The sequence below is a fragment of the Microcoleus sp. S28C3 genome (assembly GCF_036700785.1).
GTDB classification, from domain to species: domain Bacteria; phylum Cyanobacteriota; class Cyanobacteriia; order Cyanobacteriales; family Microcoleaceae; genus Microcoleus; species Microcoleus asticus.
Window position 1 is genome coordinate 1 of sequence record NZ_JAUBPO010000117.1, and the last position, 20,758, is coordinate 20,758.

General features: G+C 48.5%; 10 protein-coding genes. 5 read left to right on the forward strand and 5 right to left on the reverse strand.

The annotated features are described in order from the left end of the window. Nucleotides 1–284 precede the first annotated feature (284 nt). The 5 genes from QUA13_RS26925 to QUA13_RS26945 form a co-directional block, all read right to left on the reverse strand. Nucleotides 285–524, reverse strand: coding sequence for a hypothetical protein (locus QUA13_RS26925; RefSeq protein ID WP_333203485.1), 240 nt, complete (start codon nucleotides 522–524; stop codon nucleotides 285–287). Between the two features lie 80 nt (nucleotides 525–604). After that, on the reverse strand, nucleotides 605–910 hold the full coding sequence (locus QUA13_RS26930) for a hypothetical protein (RefSeq protein WP_333203487.1): 306 nt from the start codon (nucleotides 908–910) through the stop codon (nucleotides 605–607). 233 nt (nucleotides 911–1,143) lie between these two features. After that, the gene (locus tag QUA13_RS26935) at nucleotides 1,144–2,733 is read right to left on the reverse strand and encodes a glycoside hydrolase family 57 protein (RefSeq protein ID WP_333203489.1); all 1,590 of its coding nucleotides are present in this window, start codon (nucleotides 2,731–2,733) and stop codon (nucleotides 1,144–1,146) included. Nucleotides 2,734–2,836: 103 nt separating this feature from the next. Beyond that, the gene (locus tag QUA13_RS26940; protein ID WP_333203491.1) at nucleotides 2,837–6,100 is read right to left on the reverse strand and encodes an EAL domain-containing protein; all 3,264 of its coding nucleotides are present in this window, start codon (nucleotides 6,098–6,100) and stop codon (nucleotides 2,837–2,839) included. Nucleotides 6,101–6,524: 424 nt separating this feature from the next. Then, nucleotides 6,525–9,803: a PAS domain S-box protein gene (locus QUA13_RS26945; protein ID WP_333203493.1), complete on the reverse strand. Its 3,279-nt coding sequence runs from the start codon at nucleotides 9,801–9,803 to the stop codon at nucleotides 6,525–6,527. A 539-nt stretch (nucleotides 9,804–10,342) separates the two neighbouring features. Between QUA13_RS26945 and gatB the strand changes: the two genes are divergently transcribed. The 5 genes from gatB to QUA13_RS26970 all read left to right on the forward strand — a co-directional run bounded on the left by gatB (nucleotide 10,343) and on the right by QUA13_RS26970 (nucleotide 20,615). After that, nucleotides 10,343–11,845, forward strand: coding sequence for an Asp-tRNA(Asn)/Glu-tRNA(Gln) amidotransferase subunit GatB (gene gatB / locus QUA13_RS26950; RefSeq protein ID WP_333203495.1), 1,503 nt, complete (start codon nucleotides 10,343–10,345; stop codon nucleotides 11,843–11,845). 1,367 nt (nucleotides 11,846–13,212) lie between these two features. Continuing rightward, nucleotides 13,213–13,479 (forward strand): hypothetical protein, encoded by a 267-nt coding sequence (locus tag QUA13_RS26955; protein ID WP_333203497.1) that lies wholly within the window; start codon nucleotides 13,213–13,215, stop codon nucleotides 13,477–13,479. Nucleotides 13,480–13,572: 93 nt separating this feature from the next. Further along, on the forward strand, nucleotides 13,573–18,576 hold the full coding sequence (locus QUA13_RS26960) for a PAS domain S-box protein (protein WP_333203498.1): 5,004 nt from the start codon (nucleotides 13,573–13,575) through the stop codon (nucleotides 18,574–18,576). Between the two features lie 245 nt (nucleotides 18,577–18,821). Next, a complete protein-coding gene (locus QUA13_RS26965; RefSeq protein WP_333203500.1) occupies nucleotides 18,822–19,988 on the forward strand; it encodes a pentapeptide repeat-containing protein in 1,167 nt (388 codons plus the stop codon). Between the two features lie 39 nt (nucleotides 19,989–20,027). Continuing rightward, a complete protein-coding gene (locus QUA13_RS26970) occupies nucleotides 20,028–20,615 on the forward strand; it encodes a Uma2 family endonuclease (protein ID WP_333203502.1) in 588 nt (195 codons plus the stop codon). Nucleotides 20,616–20,758 lie beyond the last annotated feature (143 nt).

Below are 20,758 nucleotides of genomic sequence, written 5' to 3' on the forward strand. Positions count from 1 at the left end.
ACCATTGCCGTTCTTGAGAACTGTTCGCTAGTCTCACAACGATCGCACTTTTTGACCTGCTTAGTCTAAACTCCAATTTAATTTTAGCATAACTTTAGACAAATTTTCGGCATTAATATCAACAGTATTGCTGTCTTCTCGCAAATGGCGCAATACCTCAGCATAATCAAATACTTGGCTGCTGATTTCAGCTCATAATTTCTTTAACTTCGCGAGTTTAATTTCTCGATTTGGTTCCGCTTCTATTTGAGTGAATTCGGGCAGCTTTCTTTCTAATTCGCTGGCTATTTTCTGCCCTCGGCTCGACCTTCAATGTCAAAAAGAGCGATCGACCTTTTCATGCTAAAAGATCGATCGACCTTTCCATTCTCAAAAGAACGATCGACCTTTCGATGCAAAAAAGAGCGCTCGCCCGTCGCCCGTGAAAAAGTTGTAAAGGGATCTCGACTATTGCAAGATGCCAAAAAGGCGCTCGCCCGTCGCCCGTGAAAAAGTTGTAAAGGAAGCTCACCTTTCGATGCCAAAAATGCGATCTCCTCTATGACACTACCTTTTGCTGAGTCCCGATTGCGTGATCTACTTTAATTAACCGTTCCCGATGCAATTAACCACATCCTAATATGTGCTTAATACCTTCGACAACACCCACCACAGCCGCGATATCTAAAAGTCCCTGAAATGGCACTGTTATCGCAGTCCAGCTAACACCGATTGCCAAACTAGCTAGAACCTTTACCACAGCAGCGGGTATGGTAATTGTCAGTGCTGGCACACCAGCCGTAGCGGCAAAGGTTAAAAGTGACCCTAGTAAAGCGAGGATAGCTATTAACTCTCCCGGCCCGACATTATGGCAAGAGCTAGTTTGTGCTAGTAACACTTGAGTAAATTTTAAGGAAATCAATATAGACATTTGGATTTTTTAAAACTTACTTTATACCAAAATAAATTATACACAGTAATAATGTCAACAGTTCATCGAAAGTTTAATTGAACTTGCTGAAGGCGATCGAACTTTCCATCTCAAAATGCGATCGCCCTTCTCATTCCACTCATGTCGATCGCCCCATCGCCTATAATTTTAATTAGCATCCTGTCCCCCCTTAAGCAGGGCTGGGGGGGTGAGAGATGCGAGGGTAGCGAGGCTTAAAGCGATCGATAAACGCGATAATTAATCTCGGGGAAGATGTTATCTATCTCTTCTACCTTCTCCAACCAACCGGAATCGACTTTGCCTTCTTTCACTTCATCGTACAGCTTGTGAAAGCGCATTAAGTGCGATCGAGTCCGCCGCACTGCATAGGGCACCATCGTCCCTGTACGCATGATAAATGCCCAGTCAGAAGATTGAGCTAGCAGCACTTCCCGCGCCGCCTGATTCAAAGCCCGCCACTGCAATTCATCCGCAGGTTCCATGCTTCCCAACTCAATCATCCGTTCCGCAGCTTTGTGCAAGTGCGGGTAAATCCAAGCATTGGTATCGTTCAGCCAATACTCGTGGAAACCCCGGAAACCCCAGCTAGACTGAGACGGGCGGCACACTTGCTGAGTCGGATTTGCCCGCAAATAATCGGCTAAGTGCGTCATCTCGTAGGTATTTTGGTCGTACCAACTCTTGCGGAAGAGGTAATCTAAGAACCAAGGCCCTTCGTACCACCAGTGACCGAAAAGTTCGGCGTCGTAAGGTGAAACAATAATCGGCGGACGCTGCATAATGCCGTTGAGGTGCTCGACTTGCCGTTCTCGGTTGAAGGCAAAGTTGCTGGCGTGTTCGGCTGCTTTTTCCCTTGCCCAGTAAGGATCGTACAACTGTTTATCGCCTAAACCCAATCCGCGACCGGTGATTTTGTGATATTTAATCCCGGTATTTTTCCGCTGGCCGTTGGGCATGATGTAGGGCTTAATGTAATCGTAGTCAGCTTCCCAGCCCAAATCTTTGTAGAATTCCCGGTATTCGGCGGCGCCGGGATAGCCGACTTCGGAAGACCAAACCTGCTGCGATGATTCGTGATCCCGGCCGAAGGCTGCTACTCCGCATTCGGTGAAAATTGGGGCGTAGCTGCCGTAGCGGGGACGCGGGCGGGCGTAGAGGATGCCGTGGCCGTCTGTGAGAAAGTAGCGGAGGCCTGCGTCGGCTAACATCCGCTCTAAGCCTTCGTAGTAGGCGCATTCGGGCAGCCAAATGCCTTTTGGTCGGCGACCGAAGTTTTCTTCGTAGTTGTCGCAGGCTACTTGAATTTGCGCCCAAACTGCCTCGGGGTACATTTTCATCAGCGGTAAATAGCCGTGGGTGGCGCCGCAGGTGATGATTTCGAGGTTGTTTGTGTCTTGAAATTGTTTGAAGGCTTTTACTAAATCTCGATCGTACCTTTCCCAAAAGTTGCGAACTTGAGAGAAGTGGGCGGCGTAATGTTCTGCTAAATAGCGGAGGTGACCGTTTCCGCTGTTGTGTTCGATTTCTAGATCTGCTAATTCTTCGAGTTTAGCCAAGTGGTCGTCGAAGCGGTCTTGCAGCAATGGGTCGCGTAGCATGGCTACCAAGGGCGGCGTCATGCTCATGGTAATTTTAAAGTCGATGCCGTCGCGCTTGAGCCCTTCAAAGACTTGCAGCAGGGGAATGTAAGTTTCCGCGATCGCCTCAAACAGCCATTCTTCTTCTAAAACGTAGTCGCTTTCGGGGTGGCGGACAAAAGGCAAGTGGGCGTGGAGAACGAGGGCGAGGTAGCCAATAGTCATAGTGATTTGGATGCCGTAGTTATTAACTGACGCCAGTTAGGGACAGCTTTAAAATATTTTAAGATTTTATGCTGAAATGGGACGCACAAAGTGCCGTGTTTTTTTAATTGCCTTTCTCTAACAAACTAAATGTCAGCAAATTCTGATTTTCTGCTTGCTGTCGGATTAGGGCTGCTGCTGTTTGAGAGTCTACTGGCTTTGAGAAAAAGTATCCCTGGGCGTACTCGCATTTTAATCCTTTGAGTATAGATAGTTGCGAGGCTTCTTCGACTCCTTCGGCTACTACATCCATGCCTAAATTGTGCGACAAAGTAACGATCGATCGCACAATTTCTGTGGGGTCAATGGCTCCTTTACCGAGGTCGAAATCACCTCCCATTCTGCTAACAAAAGAGCGGTCTATTTTTAAGGTATTGGTGGGGAAGCGGTGCAGGTAGGAGAGGGATGAATAACCGGTGCCGAAGTCGTCAATGCACAAGTGTATATTTCGGGATCTGAGCTGCACCAGCATTGCTGTTACTGATTCGGAATTTTCTATGAGTACGCTTTCGGTAATTTCTAGTTTTAAACTGCTGCCGTCGAGGTGACTTTCTGCGAGAACTTGGTCGATGTATTCGATTAAATCTGGCTGAGAAAACTGTTTGACTGAAAGGTTGACGCTGACACTCAAAGGCGGGTTGCTCGGAAATAGCTGCTGCCACTGGCGGATTTGCTGGCAAGCTGTGCGCAGTACCCAGCGGCCGAGGGGTACGATCAACCCGGTTTCCTCGGCGATTGTGATGAATTCGCCGGGGGAAACTAAGCCGCGTTCTGGATGCTGCCAGCGCACGAGGGCCTCAAAACAGGTAATTGTGCTGTTGGCGATCGACACGATTGGCTGGTAGTGAATGATAAACTGGGGCGCTGCGGATAAGGGAGGTAAGGCTGATTCGGGGGATGAGGGAAAGTCTTCTTCTCTTACCGGGTCTCTAATTGATTCGATCGCCCGCCGCAGGTCGTTTTCTAGCTGCAACAGGCGCAAAGCGTGGGCGTGCATGGAACTGTTGAAAACTTCGTGTCGGGCTCGGCCGAGTTCTTTGGCGCGGTACATTGCTGTGTCGGCGTCGCGCAGCAGGGTTGTCGGTTCCAGGTATTCGCCAGAACTTAAAGCTATGCCGATGCTGGCGGTGATAAATACTTCGTGTCCGTCTAGAACGATGGGCGAGGTGATTTTCTTTTGCAGGCGGTTGACAATGGTGGTAGCTTCATTTAGGCCGTCGATGTCTTCGAGCAACAGCACGAACTCGTCTCCTCCGAGGCGGGCCACTGTATCTCCGGCCCTGAGACAAGCTTCCAAACGCCGCGCGATCGCGACTAGCAGTTGATCGCCGATGGCGTGGCCGAGGGAATCGTTGACTACTTTAAATCTATCTAAATCGAGAAACAGCACGGCAAACAAGTAGTCTTTGCGCCGTTTTGCCAACCTCAGAGCGTGTTCCAGCCGATCGGTAAATAGCGATCGGTTGGGCAATCCGGTGAGCGCGTCGTGAAAAGCGTCGTGCAGCAGTTGTTCCTCGGCGAGTTTGCGCTGAGTGATGTCGTGACAGTTAATCACGATTCCCTTGACTGCGGGATCGTACAGCAAGTTGGTGGCTACAGCTTCTACATAACACCAAGAACCGTTGCGGTGCCGGACTCGGTACTCAACTGGGCACTGGCTTCTTTTGGGGTTTCTAATGGCTTTGTGGAGGGTTTCGGCGATCGCGGCGCAGTCGTCGGGGTGAACTATGTCTAAGGCGCTGCGCCCGATCGCCTTGTGGGGCGCGTATCCTAAAATTCGCTTGACAGAAGGGCTGATGTAGCGGAATATTCCATCGCCGTCGAGAATGATCGTGATGTCTGTAGCGTTTTCAATCAGCGATCGAAATCGCTGTTCGCTTTGCCGCAGCGCTGATTCGGCTTCTTTGCGATCGCTGATGTCGAGAGCTACTCCGTCTACAATTATGTCGCCGTTTTCGTTCTTGGAAAATCTGGCGCTGTCTTGCACCCACTTGACCTCCCCAGATCTCAGAACGATGCGGTACTGGCGATCGCAGGGCCAAAGACTCGCTCTCGATGCTGCTACGCTGCTGTCACACGAGCTTTTGTCATCTGGATGGATGATTTCCGTCAAGAGTTCCGGGCGCTTCATTACTTCTTCGGCAGCGATCCCAGTAACTTCGCGCACGCCCGGACTGATGTAGGGCATAGAAATTGTGCCGTCTGAATGAAGCACGGTGCGGTAAACTGAGCCGGGAATATTGGCTGCCATTGTGGCTAGCTGCTGCTGGATGCCGCAGACTGCTGCTTCGGCGCGCTTGCGTTCTGCGAGTTCGGTTTGGGCTTGTTGGTAGAGTTCGGCTTGGTGGATCGCGATCGCGCACTGATCGGCTATGGCTTTGAGTAGCGACAGTTCTTCGGCGCTCCAAGAGCGCGCCCGATCGCACTGATAGAGGGCAATTCCTCCCAAAAATGACTGCTGGTAGAGCAACGGCGCGATCGCGACGGCGCGAAACCCTACAAAATCTGCTGATGCTTGCAGGGACGGGCACACGGTCGATAACTCGTCCAGGGCCAGGGTTTCTCCTGCCGCGAGCCCGGAGTGGTAGTGCTCGGCAAATTCGCAATTTAGCCCGACGAACCGTTCTCTGTCGGCTGCTTTACTGATGTAGCGAACTCTGATGCCGCCTGCGCCATCTGGCTGCAAGATGGCGCAGGCGCTGATTTCGAGAGCTTCGTGCAGTTGATCGGCAGTGGTTTGGAGCACTTCGTCGAGTACAAGGGTGAAGCGCATGGCTTGGAGGATGCGGTTGACGATCGCTTCTCGCTGAGCTTGCCGCTGAATTTGGGCGATCGCTTCTTGCTGCTGGCGGCGCATTTTGTATTCTTGGAGCGATCGTTCTAAGACTGTTGGCAACCTAAACAGCCGCCCCTTTAATACGTAATCGGTCATTCCGGCTTTGATGCACTCAACTGCCGCTTCTTCTCCCAAACTTCCGGTTACTAAAATAAATGGTATGTGTTGCCCTAATTCCTTCATTAATTTCAACACTTCTAAACCGTTGAAGCCGGGGAGGCGGTAATCTGATAGTACAGCATCGTACTTGCAATTTTGGAGTAATTTTCTGCACTCTGTTGCTGTTTCTGCCATGTCGCAATTAAATTTTACTCCCCCCGCTTCTAAGGCGAGCATTATTAACTCCATATCTTCTGCCATGTCTTCGACAATCAACAATTTTAATGTTGATTCCGTTACCATTTTTAGTAGATAGTTGGTCGGAATTATATCTAACATAAGGTATTCGGAAGTTTTTAACTTGTTGTTTTTGTTGTTGTTGCTAAATGTCATTGTTTAAATTTAGTTTTGTTAATTTTAACTCAAATTTTTTAGTTGTTTTTAATAAAATTAATTATATGCTCTACTCTCCAGACCTTTATTTAGCACCCGGAGCCGAGGGCTGAGCGAACCGATTGGGGAGTATCTGACCTTTGTACCCAAGCTAGAAATTGGAGTTTGAGGCAGAAGGCAGAAGGAAAAAGGCAGAAGGAAGGAGCCAGAAGAACTGTTTTCACAAATATGAGATGCTCCCATCCCAATTCTATAAAAAGCGTTTTTTAGGAGTGCGAGCATCTTGCACAGTCTAGAGTTTTCGCTGCGAGTTCTCACAGCGAACAGTCCTGTGAAACCAAAATTCCGATGCTCTGACAGATTGTGACTTCTTTAAGTGTATAATAGTTTTAAATTTTGCATTTAAAACTCTAATAAAGTTAACTTACGAATCTATATTGGCGTTTGAGATTGTTTGCCCTAGTCTAAAGTAAAACGTGGCTCCTTGACTAGGTAGGCTTTCTGCCCAAATCGTGCCGCCGTGACGATGAATAATCCGCTGGACGATCGCCAAACCGATGCCCGTACCTTCAAATTCTCTCTGGGAGTGCAGCCTCTGAAAGGCTCCAAACAGCCGATCGGCATATTCCATCGGAAAACCCACACCGTTATCTTTGACAAAAATCGTTCCATCGGGTAGCCCATCAATAACTATTGTAGCCGGAGTTCGTCCGCGGCTGAACTTGACGGCGTTGCCGATCAAGTTGCTGAACACCTGTTGCAGCAAAGTTGGATCTCCCGTTACCGTCGGCAAATTTCCCACGGCAAATTCAACGCTGTGGAGAGTTTGGGCCGGATCTGCGACTGTTGGAGGTTTAGTCAATTTAATCGCAGTTTCCACCAAACGGGTCAGATCGATCGGAATGTACATCAACTCGGTACGAGCCAGCCGCGACAAGGCCAGCAAACCGTCAATCAACAGGCTCATTTTTTTGCTGCTGTCTTCAATTACTTCCATATAGTGAACTATTTTGCGATCGCTCAACACCTCAGTTGCTTCTAGCCGCTGCTTTAAGGCATCCACAAAACCTGAAATGTGTCGCAAAGGTGCGCGCAAGTCGTGGGAAACTGAGTAAGAAAAAGATTCTAATTCTTGATTGGCAGCTTCTAATTGCTCTGTGCGTTCTGACAAAGCTTGTTTTGTCTCTACCAACTCAGTGACATCGCGAGCAGTGCCAATTAAAGCATAAACCTCGCCGTTGAGATTTCTCATCGGAATTTTAAACGTGTCGAAGTAAGCATTGCCACCCGGTATCACCACAAATTTTTCCTGGTAGTGCAGAGTTTTGCCGGATTCAAATACCTGCAAATTTTCCCGGCAAAATCGTTCTGCGATCTCGCTGGGATAGCACTCAAAAATAGTTTTGCCCTGCATCTGCTGCCTGCTGTCGAATCCGGAAAATTCGACAAGGGGATGGTTGACAAAAGACAAGCGCATATTGTCCCGTTCTACAACATAAATGCAGTCAGGTAAAGTATCAAAAAAAGTCTCTAATTCTGCGGTACGCTGCGCGACTTGAGCTTCTAAAGTTTCGTTGAGTTCTTTGAGTTCAGCTTCTACTCGTTTGCGTTCGGTGATATCTTGACCAATGCCGATACACCTGCCGTCGGAAAGGCGAACATTTGCCCAAGAAGTGTCGATAATTCGCCCGTCTCTAACTTTTGTTTTGAAGTCGCTCCAGTTCTCATTGGCTGCTTGGATTTTATCGAAAACGTATTGACGGTATTCTGGCTGTGGATAAAATTCGGCCAAGATATCGCGGCCTTTGATTTCTGCCAAACTCCAGCCGAGCACTTGTTCCCAGTGGCGGTTTACCCAGTTTATTTTACCGTTTTTGTCTAATAATCCCAGCATGATCGGCACGTTATCGAAGATAGTTTGCAGCAGTTCTTTTTGCTGTTTTAATGATTCTTCGGCTTGTTTGCGATCGCTGATGTCGAGTACGGAACCGATAATTTGCCTCATTTGTCCGTCTGGGGTTCTTTTGAAGATTGTAGACCGAGCGTGTACCCAGCGCCATTCCCCATTTTTGTGTTTTATTCTGTAGTCTATGTCATCGGTTTCATAGGGATTGCTGCTGTGTTTTAGCCGCTCCATACCTGTAATTAACTTTAACAGATCCTCGGAATGAACTAAGTTAGCGATAGCATCTGTACCGAAATCTTGCCATTCTTTGGCAGTGTAGCCGAGTATGGCTGTGACAGATTCATTTGCATAAATAGTTTTGTTTTCTACTGCATCGTAAATGTACAGGAAGTTCGGGATAGTTGTCAAAATGCTCTCTAAAAGTTGTTGATGTTGTTGCAGTTCCGATTTTGCTTGTTTGCGCTCGCTTAAGTCCAGCACGAAACTGACACCTAACTGCTTAGTTCCTTCTAAAAATGAGCTGCCCAGCATCACCGGAACGCGACTACCATCGGAGCGTATAAATTCTTTTTCAAAGGGAACAACCGTATTTCTAGCCTTCAGTTCGGCAACTTTTTCTGTATCTAAACTCACGTATTCTGGTGGTGTCATTTCTTGCCAGTTAATTCTTCCTGAAAGCAGATCGTCCCGCGTATAGTTTACCGAGTTTAAAAACGCGGCATTCGCATCTGTAATGCTGCCGTTAAGGTTCCAAAAAATGAGACCAATCATGTTAGAATCAACTAGAACTCTAAATTTGGATTCGCTTTGCCGCAACTGGGATTCGACTTGTTTTAGCTCTGTGATGTCGCGAGCGATCGATAAAACAGTTTTTACTGAATTGTCTTCAGCAAACTCGGGAATGACTCGACAGTGGTAATGTTTTATGCCCTCGGAAGTGGGAATCTCAAATTCTATGGTTTCTTGTTGGCCGGTGCCAAAAACTTTCAGCAAAGTCTCGTCCCACAGGTCGCACAAGTGGGGTGGCATTCCTGATTGTCTGTTGCTTTTGCCAATCAATTCTGCGGGGCTTTTTCCGGTTGCTGATTCTACTGCGTGGTTGATGTAAAGGTGGCGGAATTCTCGATCGAACCGGGCGATGATATCAGGCGCATTTTCGGCTAGGGCGCTGAAAGCTTGTTCGCGCTGGTGCATTTCTTCTTGAGTGCGGTGGTATTCGGTTAAGTCTCTGGCAAAAGAGAGAATTGAAACTACTGTTCCCGATTCATCGATTAGTGCAGAATTGTACCATTCGCAGTAAATTACCGAGCCATCTTTGGTATGGTTGCGGTTGTGGCTAATGTTGCGCGGTTCCCTGCCCTGTAAAAGTTGATTTGTGACGGCGCACACTTGCTCGAAGTCTTCTTGATGAACTATTGACCATTCCTGCCAGTCTTTGCCGATTACTTCTGCTGCACTCCAGCCAAATATTTGTTCTGCCATTGGCGACCACCGCACTATCCGAAATTCCCTGTCCCACTCTATAACTGCCATTGGCGAGTTTTGTAGGTGCAATTCCAGCCGCGAGTTGGTTTGTTTTATCTTACTTTGAAGTTGCTGGCGGAGTTGCTTAGCCTCGGCAAAGCGGGCCGCAATTTCCTGTGTGTTTGCTGAGCCGGCGTTGGCAATTTGAGCAATGGTTTCTGCTGTTTGTTTTTCGACTTCGTTCCAAGCGAGTTCGAGAGCTGATTCCGCCTGCTCTAGCTCAGTGATGCTGTTCTGAAACAGTTTGGCACTTTCAACTGGAATTTCAGGCATATTTTTGACACTTAGGCAAGTGTTACTTTTACAATTCAAAATAAAAGTTTAAAAATTAAAAATATGTAATTGTTTATGTCAAATTATACATTTTTAATTTTTAATTTCTACCCAAAGCCGATCGTTGTCGGCGGGCAGTGCTATTAAAGACTGCCACTAAAAGGGTCTGGCGTGCAGATCGGCAATTGTGGTCGATCGATCTAAAACTTTCCTAGGCAAGGGTGTGGGCGGGAGCTGGCGCTAAATATATTTTTGCACAGGGTTGTTGTTTGGAGACGATCGAAAGGATATCGGCGTGGGTCGGGGCGTGGGTCGATCGCGAATTTGTAGCAGGGCGTTATGTGTGCCGATTTTCATTGGTCTCAACTTAACCTGCTTTCCCACAGTGCGGTAGGGGGTTTCACCCCCCTGCCGCACTGTGGGTTTGACGTGCTTGTTGAAACCAATGAAACCGCCCCTAGCTACAAATAATCTCCAATCGGTTTGGTAAATAAAAAGCTAAAATAAAATCTAAAGTTATTCAGTCTTTTAAGTCGCTTATGACTGCTGCTGCACCCTCTTCGATAAAAAACCAAACTCAGTACGAAGCCATTATCGGTCTCGAAACTCATTGTCAATTGAGTACGAATACTAAAATTTTCTCCAGTTCTTCTACAGAATTTGGCAACGCCCCAAATACTAACATTGACCCAATTTGTATGGGAATGCCTGGAGTGTTGCCAGTATTAAATCAAAAAGTGCTGGAGTATGCGGTGAAAGCAGGGCTGGCTCTCAACTGCGAAATCGCACCTTACAGTAAGTTTGACCGCAAGCAATATTTCTATCCCGATTTGCCGAAAAATTATCAAATTTCTCAGTTCGATTTGCCGATCGCTACTAACGGTTGGCTAGAAATTGAACTGGTGGACGAGACGGGAAATTCTACTAGAAAAAAAATCGGGATCACTCGCTTGCACATGGAGGAAGATGCCGGAAAATTGGTTCACGGCGGCAGCGATCGGCTCAGCGGTTCAACTTATTCAATGGTGGATTACAACCGCGCCGGCGTGCCTCTAATCGAAATTGTTTCGGAACCGGATTTGCGATCGGGCGCGGAAGCGGCCGAATACGGTCAAGAATTGCGCCGGATCGTGCGCTACATCGGTGTTGGCGACGGGAATATGCAGGAAGGTTCGCTCCGCTGCGACGTGAATATTTCGGTGCGCCCCGTTGGCAGAGAAGAGTTCGGCACGAAGGTGGAAATTAAAAATATGAACTCTTTTAATGCGATCGAACGGGCGATCGATTACGAGATCGAGCGGCAAATTCAAGCTGTCGAAAATGGCGAAACCATCGTCCAAGAAACGCGGCTTTGGGATGAAAACAAGCAGTGTACTTTCAGTATGCGGATTAAGGAAGGTGCGAGCGACTATCGGTATTTCCCGGAACCGGATTTGCCTCCGATCGAAGTTTCGACCCAGCAATTGCAGGATTGGAAAGCTCAACTGCCGGAATTGCCGGCCCAAAAGCGCCATCGCTACGAAACCGAGCTCGCTCTTTCTCCCTACGACGCGCGGGTGCTGACTGACGACAAAGCCGTGGCGGAGTATTTTGAAAAATCGATCGCCGCCGGTGCTGTGGCTAAACAAGCAGCTAATTGGGTGATGGGCGATATTACTGCTTATCTGAAAAATGAAAAGCTGGCGATCGCAGAAATTCCTTTCCAACCGCAGGATTTAGCCGAACTGCTGGCGCTAATTGATGCCGGCACGATCAGCGGCAAAATCGCTAAAGATATTTTGCCGGAGTTGCTGGCCAACGGCGGTTCTCCTCAGAAGTTCGTAGAGAGCAAGGGTTTGATTCAAATTTCGGATACTGGGGCGATCGATCGGGCGATCGATGCAGTGCTGGCGGCCAATCCCAAGGAGCTCGAACAGTACCGAGCGGGCAAAACTAAGCTGCTGGGCTTTTTTGTCGGCAAGGTGATGAAGGAAACGGGCGGCCGCGCCGATCCCAAATTGACCAATGAGCTGCTCGTGGCGAAGCTTAACGGCCCAGGCTAAGCGATCCTTAAGGGGGTCTTGTAGCGGATACAGCGGCGCGCGATCGGTTTTCCTCGATCCCGCCGCCCTCTCGCCTTTCGCGCTGTATGATAACTTTATAATTTAATCTACATTTCTTTACCTGATTTTTACATTTAGGGGTTTCACCCCTCATCCCGCTTGTGTTATATTGTGTTATGTAGATGCACCCTGATGGCAGAGAGAGTTACTTAGGTAGCTCTCTCTTTTTTTGTCTTTTTTTTTCTCGGGCACGGGTGTAAAAATAAGGATGCGGGACCGCAAGAGGGACACGTCCCTAACAGGTGTAAGTTTTTTTACAACGGATGAAGTCGCCTCCCAGGGCGAACATCAAGGTTAGAGTCGATAGAAACGTTTCCACCTCTACCTCTATTAGACATCTCCAATAATTCCCAACCTATTTCGCTAAAGCACTTCCGACACCAATAGATGAGTTAAAGGCACTTGGCAAAACTCAGCTAGAAATATTTTTGGCAAGTTACACCCCAATATTCGACAAGTCAGTATGTGAAACCATCAACTTTCTGCTGTCAGGTGATGAGTTGAATAAATATAAATGGCGGACACATCTGCAAGACAATTACAGGATTAGCCCTAGAAACGCCAATAGGGTCATATCAGCAGCTAAGGACGCTGTTGACAGTGGCGCGTCAGGTCGGATTTTACACATTAAAACCTGAGAAAGCAAACCCAAATCTTGTACATATTGGCTGAACAAAGTCGAAAGTCAACTGAAAAAGGCTCGAAAATTTTATGCGGTAAAAAGTTTGCTTAGTAGTAAAAAAGGTTGCAGTTGCGTGTTCCCTCGATCGTGTTCTTGGAACTATCGCCCAACCATTTGGCAAAAATTACGATTTCATACCCATAACAAACAGGATAAATTATACAAATATCAGCAAAAAATAGCAGTTTCAAGATGCGATGCTATTAAAAGTGTCAGTTAGCCCAAATAAAACAGTTGTATTTTACTGTAAAAAGGAGTCGTTCGGCTATCAATTATGTCAATCGATGGCAATAATTTAAGATTCCTACTTGCTGCCTATTTAAATTCTAAATTTGCCAAGGATGTAGAGTAAAAAACAGGAGGTTTGCCCGCCATATTAACGATTATCACTATTAGCTACTGCTGACAAATACCTAATTTTTTATGACGGTTTAATTTGCAACTAAAGAAATAACAACTAAAAAAACGAGGCACAAAATATCCTCCGATGCTTGCTATTTTGGCTTATTATTTGGTTTTAAAATTGTGAAACTCTATTCTCGATCATCCTAAAATTTTATTGCTCACAGTAAATCCGGCTTAGAATAGTATTATTGGTTTGGTTAAATACCTTAAAGTGTAGGGCTTGGCAAGTGATGAAGCAGCGGGTTTGGTGATTGCTCGTCGAGGTATGAGATTGTCTGGAAAAATAGCAGGCTCCTTAACCGCCTTTGTTGAGGTGAACTCAACACAGCACGTTTGGAACCTGTGGAATCAAGTGAATAATAAAATCAAGCATTCGGCTATGGTGGTAACAAATACACATACTTACTATTCACTCTCTAACTGGGATTTCCTAGCAAACCCCGAGCGCAGTCGAAGGGAAGCGCAAGCATTAGCGAAGAATGCTTAAGAAACTTAGACAGCCTAGTTTTTCCGGGTTGGTCTGGATCTTTTGAAGCTGAGGCACTGCAAACCAAATATTTTTAGGCAGGAATAAAAAAAAATGAGCGTCAATCGATCGGAGGAAATTCCTCAAGAGCTTTTTGCGGGTGGTGGCGAGATGGGGGCGCTGATCCGATCGCACGATTGGTCGTTTTCCCCCCTGGGCGCTGTCGAGAAATGGTCGCAGAGCTTAAAAACCGCAATGGGGATTGTCTTGGGTTCCCGCTACCCCATGTTCATCTGGTGGGGACACCAAATGATTAACCTCTACAACGACGCTTACATCCCTATCCTGGGTAAGCGTCATCCTGCGGCCTTAGGTGAATCTGCGTTTAATCTCTGGGCAGACGTTTGGGAGGTCGTTGGATCTCAAGCTGAAGCCGTCTTAAATGAAGGCAAATCGTCATGGAATAAAGAAGCTTTGCTGATTGTGGAGCGAAACGGGTATCCAGAGGAGACCTACTTCACCTTCTCCTACAGTCCTGTTCCCGGCGATGATGGCAGACCAGGCGGTGTGTTTGGCGCTGTCAGCGAAGAAACTGAGCGGGTGTTGAACGATCGCCGCTTGAGGACGCTGCGTGAATTAGGCGCAGAAACAATCACCGCCAAGACTGTAGAAGCCGCCTGCCTTGTTTCCGCCACCGCATTGACCTCTAACGCCTGTGACATCCCGTTTTCGCTGCTGTATCTCCTCGATGCCGATCGCACTCAAGCACGACTTGCAAGCACAACAAGGTTAGCCGCCGGAACCACCGCCAGCCCAGAGGCGATCGATCTGACATCCGCTGAAACGTCCCAGGGGTGGCAACTGAGGCAAGTCATGGAGACCGGTGAAAGCAAGATTGTTGAGGATTTAGAGGCGCGATTTGGACTTTTACCGGGCGGCGCATGGTCCCAATCTCCCCATCAAGCGGTCATTCTACCACTGGCTCGATCGGGAGAAACGTTCGGGTTCTTGATTGCCGGAGTGAGTCCATTCAGAGTGTTTGATGATGATTACAAAGGCTTTTTTGACTCGATCGCAGGGCAGGTGACAACAGCCATCTCCAATGCCCGCACTTATGAACAAGAGCGGAAACGACTTGAAGCACTGGCAGAGCTCGATCGTGCCAAAACGGTTTTCTTCAGTAACGTCAGCGATGAATTTCGGACTCCCCTCACCCGGATATTGGGTTCAACTGAGGAGGCTCTCACCGATCGAAACGTGCCGCTACCAGCAGAGCATCGAGAACGGATGGAGGTGGTGCAGCGCAACGGGCAACGGTTGCTGAAGCTGGTGAACACGCTACTCGATTTCTGGGGCATTGAAGCTGGAGCCGACGACTACTTGACTAAGCCGTTTTCTGACCGTGAATTGTTAGCACGAGTGGAAACAAATGTCGAGCTGGCGCAACAGCAGCCCGAAGCAATGCAGCAGGAACAGGTGCTGCAGCCAGAAGCAGAAACAGCTCGTCAGCAGGTTGAAAGCATTCTCTCTAGCATCAGTGATGGTTTCTTTGCTCTCGATCGCAACTGGCACTACACCTACGTCAACGATCGCTTATGCGAAATTGTTTTTAAGCAGCGAGAAGAACTGCTCGGTTATAACCATTGGGACTTGTTTCCCAATACCGTTGACACCGATGTTTACCTTCAATTCCATCGGGCGATGAGCGAACAAACGCCGATCCAGTTTGAGTATCTTTATCTGCCCTGGAATCGCTGGTTTGAGTACCGGGTTTACCCCTCGGCCGATGGGCTGACCATTTTTGCAACTGACATTACCGATCGCAAGCAGGCGGAACTCGTGCTGGTCGAGCAGAAGAGACTGCTGGAGTTGACCGCCTCAGGACGCCCGCTGGACGAATGTCTCTCATCCCTGTGTGCCTCCGTGTCCAAGCTAAATCCGCGCACGCGAGCCTGCATCCTGGTAGCCGATGCCGAGCGACTGACGTTTCCCTACTCCATCACCCCGGGTTTTGAGCCGTCATTCGCTCAAGGACTTAAGGATGCCCCGATTAATGAGCTTGCCATCGGTACGTGCGGCGAGGCAGTGTATTCCGGCACACCTGTCACCTGTGCGGACATCGCCAACGACGATCGCTGGTCCCAAGGATGGCGAGACTTATGCGTGGCTCACGGCGTGCTGGCGTGTCATTCCGCCCCCATAAAGGGCGCAGACAACTTGCCCCTTGGTTCTCTGATGCTGTGCTTCGACGAGGCGCGGATGCCGACTGATTTGGAGTATCGACTGTCCGACTTCGCCACCCAAGTCGGCACTATCGTATTCGATCGCGATCGATCGAGCCTTGCCTTGCGCGAATCCGAAGCGCGTCTGCGTCGGGCGATCGCGATCGAAACGGTAGGGGTCATTTTCTTCCAAACCGACGGTACTATCACCGAAACCAACGATGCTTTCCTCCGCATGAGCGGCTACAGCCGTGAGGATACTGAGCAAGGATTGGTGCGCTGGGACACAATGACACCGCCGGAGTGGATGCCCCATTCCCTGATAGCAGTCGAGGAGTTTGAAGCAACCGGGCGCACGACTCCTTATGAAAAGGAATACATCCGCAAAGACGGCTCGCGCTGGTGGGCATTGTTCGCTGCGACGCAGTTCAATGAAGCAGAGGGCGTGGAATTTATCATTGACATTACCGATCGCAAACAAGCAGAAGTTGAACTGCGCGAGAGTGAAGTTCGCTTTCGGCAAATGGCAGATACCGCTCCTGTTCTGATCTGGATGTCTGGAACTGATAAACTCTGTAATTACTTTAATCAGCCGTGGCTAGACTTTACGGGACGGACGATGCAGCAAGAAATGGGTAATGGTTGGTTAGAAGGAGTCCATCCCGATGATTGCCAACATTGCTTAGATACTTATGTCACTGCGTTTGATGCTCGGCAACAGTTTCAGATGGAGTATCGCCTCAGACGCTTTGATGGAGTGCACCGTTGGTTTCTAGACACAGGAGTCCCCCGGTTTACATTAGAAGGCGATTTCCTGGGCTACATCGGTTCCTGTATTGACATCACCGATCGCTTCCAAGCAGAAGTCGCATTGCGCCAGAGTGAATCCCGCCTGCGTCTGATGATTGAGAGTGCAAAAGATTACGCCATATTCACTCTCGATCTCAATGGCACGATTGCTACTTGGAATTCTGGCGCCCAAAGGCTTTTGGGCTACACAGACGCAGAGGCGATCGGCTGCCACGGTAGCATCATGTTCACCCCCGAAGACAAGGAACAGGGACGAGCAGAGAAGGAGAGGCAAATTGCTCTGACCCAGGGACAAGTAGAGAACGAACGCTGGCATTTGCGGAAAGACGGCAGCCGCTTTTGGGCGAGCGGTTTAATGATGCCGTTACAGGATGAAACGGGCAACACGCAAGGATTTGTTAATATCTTGCAGGACAAGACCGCGCAGCGACAGGCAAACCAACGGCTACACCTGCTGTATGAAATGACCAGTGATTTGCTTGCCACCGAACAACCCCTAGCGCTGATGAACACCTTGTTTAGCAAGCTCTCGGCCCAGCTAGACCTGCATTGTTACTACAACTTCTTAGTTGAGGAGAAAGACAATCGGCAAAAGCTGCATCTGAGCAACTTTAGCGGGATTTCTGAGGAAGTGGCAGCAATCATGGAATGGATCGACTTCGGTCAACACATCTGTGGACTGGTTGCCCGCGATCGGCGGCAAATAGTTGTCGATCGAGAGCAACTTGCCACTAATCCTCATGCTCAAATTATCCGCTCAATGGGTATTACCGCTTATGCCTCTCAACCGCTGATTGCTCGGGGACGGTTATTGGGGACGCTCTCGTTCGGCAGTCTGACCCGGACTTGCTTTACTTCAGAAGAAATTGACTTGCTGCAAGTAACCTGCGATCAGGTAGCGATCGCTCTGGAACGGGTGAACCTGACAACTTCATTACAGCAGCAAGCAGAGCAGTTGCTCCAAGCCAACCGCATCAAAGACGAGTTTCTGGCTGTACTGTCCCACGAGCTGCGATCGCCCCTCAATCCCATTTTGGGGTGGTCAAAGCTCCTACAAGTTCGCAAGTTCGACGAAGCGAAGACGGCACAAGCCCTCGCCACGATTGAACGGAACGCCAAGTTGCAATCGGAATTGATTGAAGACTTGCTCGATGTCTCCCGGATTTTGCAAGGGAAGCTCAGCCTGAATCCCACTTCGATCAATTTGGCATCGACTATAACAACGGCGCTCGAAACAGTGCGGCTGGCGGCTGGGGCCAAATCTATTGCGGTAGAGGTAAGCCTGGATTCCAACGTGGGTGCTGTGTCAGCCGATCCAACCCGCTTGCAGCAAGTGGTGTGGAATCTGCTTTCCAATGCTGTTAAATTTACCCCCGCCGGCGGTCGGGTTGAGGTGCGATTAGAGCAAGTGGGCAATCAAGCTCAAATCACCATCAGCGACAACGGCAAGGGCATTCCTCAAGAGTTTCTGCCACACGTCTTTGACTACTTCCGCCAAGCTGATAGTGCCACGACGCGGAAGTTTGGGGGATTGGGATTAGGATTGGCGATCGTTCGTTACCTAGTTGAGCTACATGGCGGAACGGTTCAGGCAGACAGCCCTGGTGAAGAGTTAGGAGCCACATTTACCGTCAGACTGCCGCTGATGCCAATTGAGCCAGGCGTCAACGATCGGGAGCAATGCTCTGAGGCATCCCTCAATTTGGAAGGCGTTCAAGTTTTAGTGGTCGATGATGATACCGATACACGGGAGTTTCTGGTTTTTCTGTTGCAGGAGGCTCAGGCAAGCGTCATCTGGGCCAACTCAGCAGGGGAAGCCTTGGCGGCGTTAATGGAATTTAAGCCAGACGTGCTGCTGAGCGATATTGGGATGCCAGATATGGATGGCTATATGCTGCTGCGCCAAGTGAGAGCTTTACCACCAGAGCAAGGTGGGCAAATTCCCGCGATCGCCTTAACTGCCTATGCGGGGGATGTTAATCAGCAGCAAGCGCTTGCTGCTGGGTTCCAAAGGCATATTGCCAAGCCCGTTGAACCGGATGAACTAATTGGGGCGATCGTTAATCTGGTTAGACGGACTGAATAGGACTGAAACGCCAGTCAGCCGACCTTCTCTGCTATGGGTTACGTCCTTCTTTGGAAAGTGTTTACCGCGCTCACACTCAATAGGAGGAGTTTTCTACCTATAACTTCTAACTCCTCCTAGCTGTAAAAAATCTACATCTGTCAGGGGAGACGGGAGAGGAGGCCACCGAGCGAGCGATTACCGATTAACAATTACCGCTTTGAGTCGATTAATATCAACTTTAGTTATTAACTAATTGTGACAGTATGAGCGAACAAGCTAGCGAGCTAATCAAGCAAGGGATTTCGCAATATCAGGCACGCCAATTTGAGGCGGCGCTGGATTCTTGGCAGGAAGCGCTGGGGCTGTATCGCTCAATGGACGATAAGCGGCGATCGGGTGCGGCGCTGGGAAATATGGGCGTAGCTTACGAAGCGCTGGGAAATTATGCTCAGGCGATCGACTGCTACGAGCAGCATTTGGTGTTAGCGCGGGAAATTGGCGATCGCCGAGGTGAGGCGAATGCTTTGGGAAATCTGGGCAATGCTTGCTGTGCTCTGGAGGATTTTTCTACTGCTATTGATTACCAGCAACAGCGTTTGGCGATCGCGCGGGAAACTGGCGACGGGCGCTCTGAGCTGGAAACTTTGGGCAATTTGGCGCTAGCTTGCGATGCTAATGGAGATTTGCCTGGTGCGATCGAATGTTATCAGCAGCAGTTGTCGGTCGCGCGCGCCAACAAGGACGATCGCAGTGAGCGCAATGCTCTCAAGAATTTGAAGCTCGGTTACAAGTATTTGGCAGATTACGAGAAGGCTAACCAGTACCGGCAGCAGCAATTGGCGATCGTCCGGGAACTGTTTTTTACCGATAAAAATAAGAATTTTGTACAACTTGCAGAAACAGTTGGTTTGAATCTGGTTGAGGATTTTGCCGGGGCTAATTTAAGCGGTTTTGACTTGCACTACGCTGATTTTAACGGTGCAGATTTGCGCGAAACAAATTTCCAGGGCGCAGATTTGACCTTGGCGGATCTCAGCGGTGCTTTGCTGAGCGCTGCTATTTTAATTGATGCTAATTTGTGCAATGCTAATTTGCGGGATGCTGAACTCAGCAGCGCGAATTTAAGCGGTGCTGATTTGCGAACCAAGCTGCCCCGGGCTAATTTGAGCCGTGCTAATTTAACCGGCGCAAATTTAAGCAGTGGTTATTTACCGAATGCTATTTTGGTAGATGCAAATTTGACTGAAGCTAATTTAAAAAATGCTGATTTGAGCGGTGTAGATTTGAGCGGGGCGATTTTAAAGGGGGCTGATTTGAGCCGCGCTGATTTAAAAAATGTGGTGGTTAAAAATGCGAACTTTTCTGGTTGTCTGGGAATTTTGGAAGCCGTGAAGGTTGAATTGACCGCACGGGGTGGGATTTTTGAGTAGCATTGGAAATGTTGGTAATTGTAGAGGGTAAGAAAAGTTATGACGGCCGTAACTGCAAAACGATTCTCGATCGCCGAATATCACCGTTTAGGAGAACTGGGATTTTTCGCCCCCGATGAGCGAGTTGAATTGATTCGCGGAGAAATTATCATTATGGCTGCGAAAGGTAGGCTGCACTCTTTTTGTAACAGTCTTTTAGTTGAGGAGTTAATCATTTTACTGGCAAGACGCGCTCGCGTGCGCGCACAAGAGCCAATTATTTTGTCTGATGATAGCGAACCAGAGCCTGATGTTGTTATTGCCCGCAATCGAGCCGATCGTTATTTATCTTCTCACCCGGAGCCTGCTGATATTTTGTTGGTAATTGAGGTTTCGGATTCTACGTTGAAGTACGATCGCGCAACCAAGTTATCTCTCTATGCTGAGACTGGGATTTCTAATTATTGGATATTGAATTTGGTTGATAATCAACTGGAAATGCACAGCGAACCTTATCAGAAACAAAACGGGAGTTATAGTTATCAATTGCAACGAGTTGTTTTGCCAAATCAGACGGTGGTAATTCCTGGTTTTCCCGAGTTATCTCTGGATTTGTCGGCGGTATTTCCGGCACAGATTGGTGAGTAAAAAATCTAGCTCTACCGCACATATTTTCACTCAGTAATTAGATAGCGATCGAGCTTTTATCGATGATATAGCGATCGCAAATTATTCATAAATCGATCTAGGGTTCGATCGAGCAGTAGTTTCCTGAGAATTTTGGCTCAAAA

Bases quoted from the DNA above. Each gene is read 5' to 3' on its own strand.
- QUA13_RS26930 (WP_333203487.1), bottom strand. From the start codon at position 910: ATGTCTATATTGATTTCCTTAAAATTTACTCAAGTGTTACTAGCACAA.
- QUA13_RS26935 (WP_333203489.1), bottom strand. From the start codon at position 2,733: ATGACTATTGGCTACCTCGCCCTCGTTCTCCACGCCCACTTGCCTTTT.
- QUA13_RS26940 (WP_333203491.1), bottom strand. From the start codon at position 6,100: ATGACATTTAGCAACAACAACAAAAACAACAAGTTAAAAACTTCCGAA.
- QUA13_RS26945 (WP_333203493.1), bottom strand. From the start codon at position 9,803: ATGCCTGAAATTCCAGTTGAAAGTGCCAAACTGTTTCAGAACAGCATC.
- gatB (WP_333203495.1), top strand. From the start codon at position 10,343: ATGACTGCTGCTGCACCCTCTTCGATAAAAAACCAAACTCAGTACGAA.
- QUA13_RS26960 (WP_333203498.1), top strand. From the start codon at position 13,573: ATGAGCGTCAATCGATCGGAGGAAATTCCTCAAGAGCTTTTTGCGGGT.
- QUA13_RS26965 (WP_333203500.1), top strand. From the start codon at position 18,822: ATGAGCGAACAAGCTAGCGAGCTAATCAAGCAAGGGATTTCGCAATAT.
- QUA13_RS26970 (WP_333203502.1), top strand. From the start codon at position 20,028: ATGACGGCCGTAACTGCAAAACGATTCTCGATCGCCGAATATCACCGT.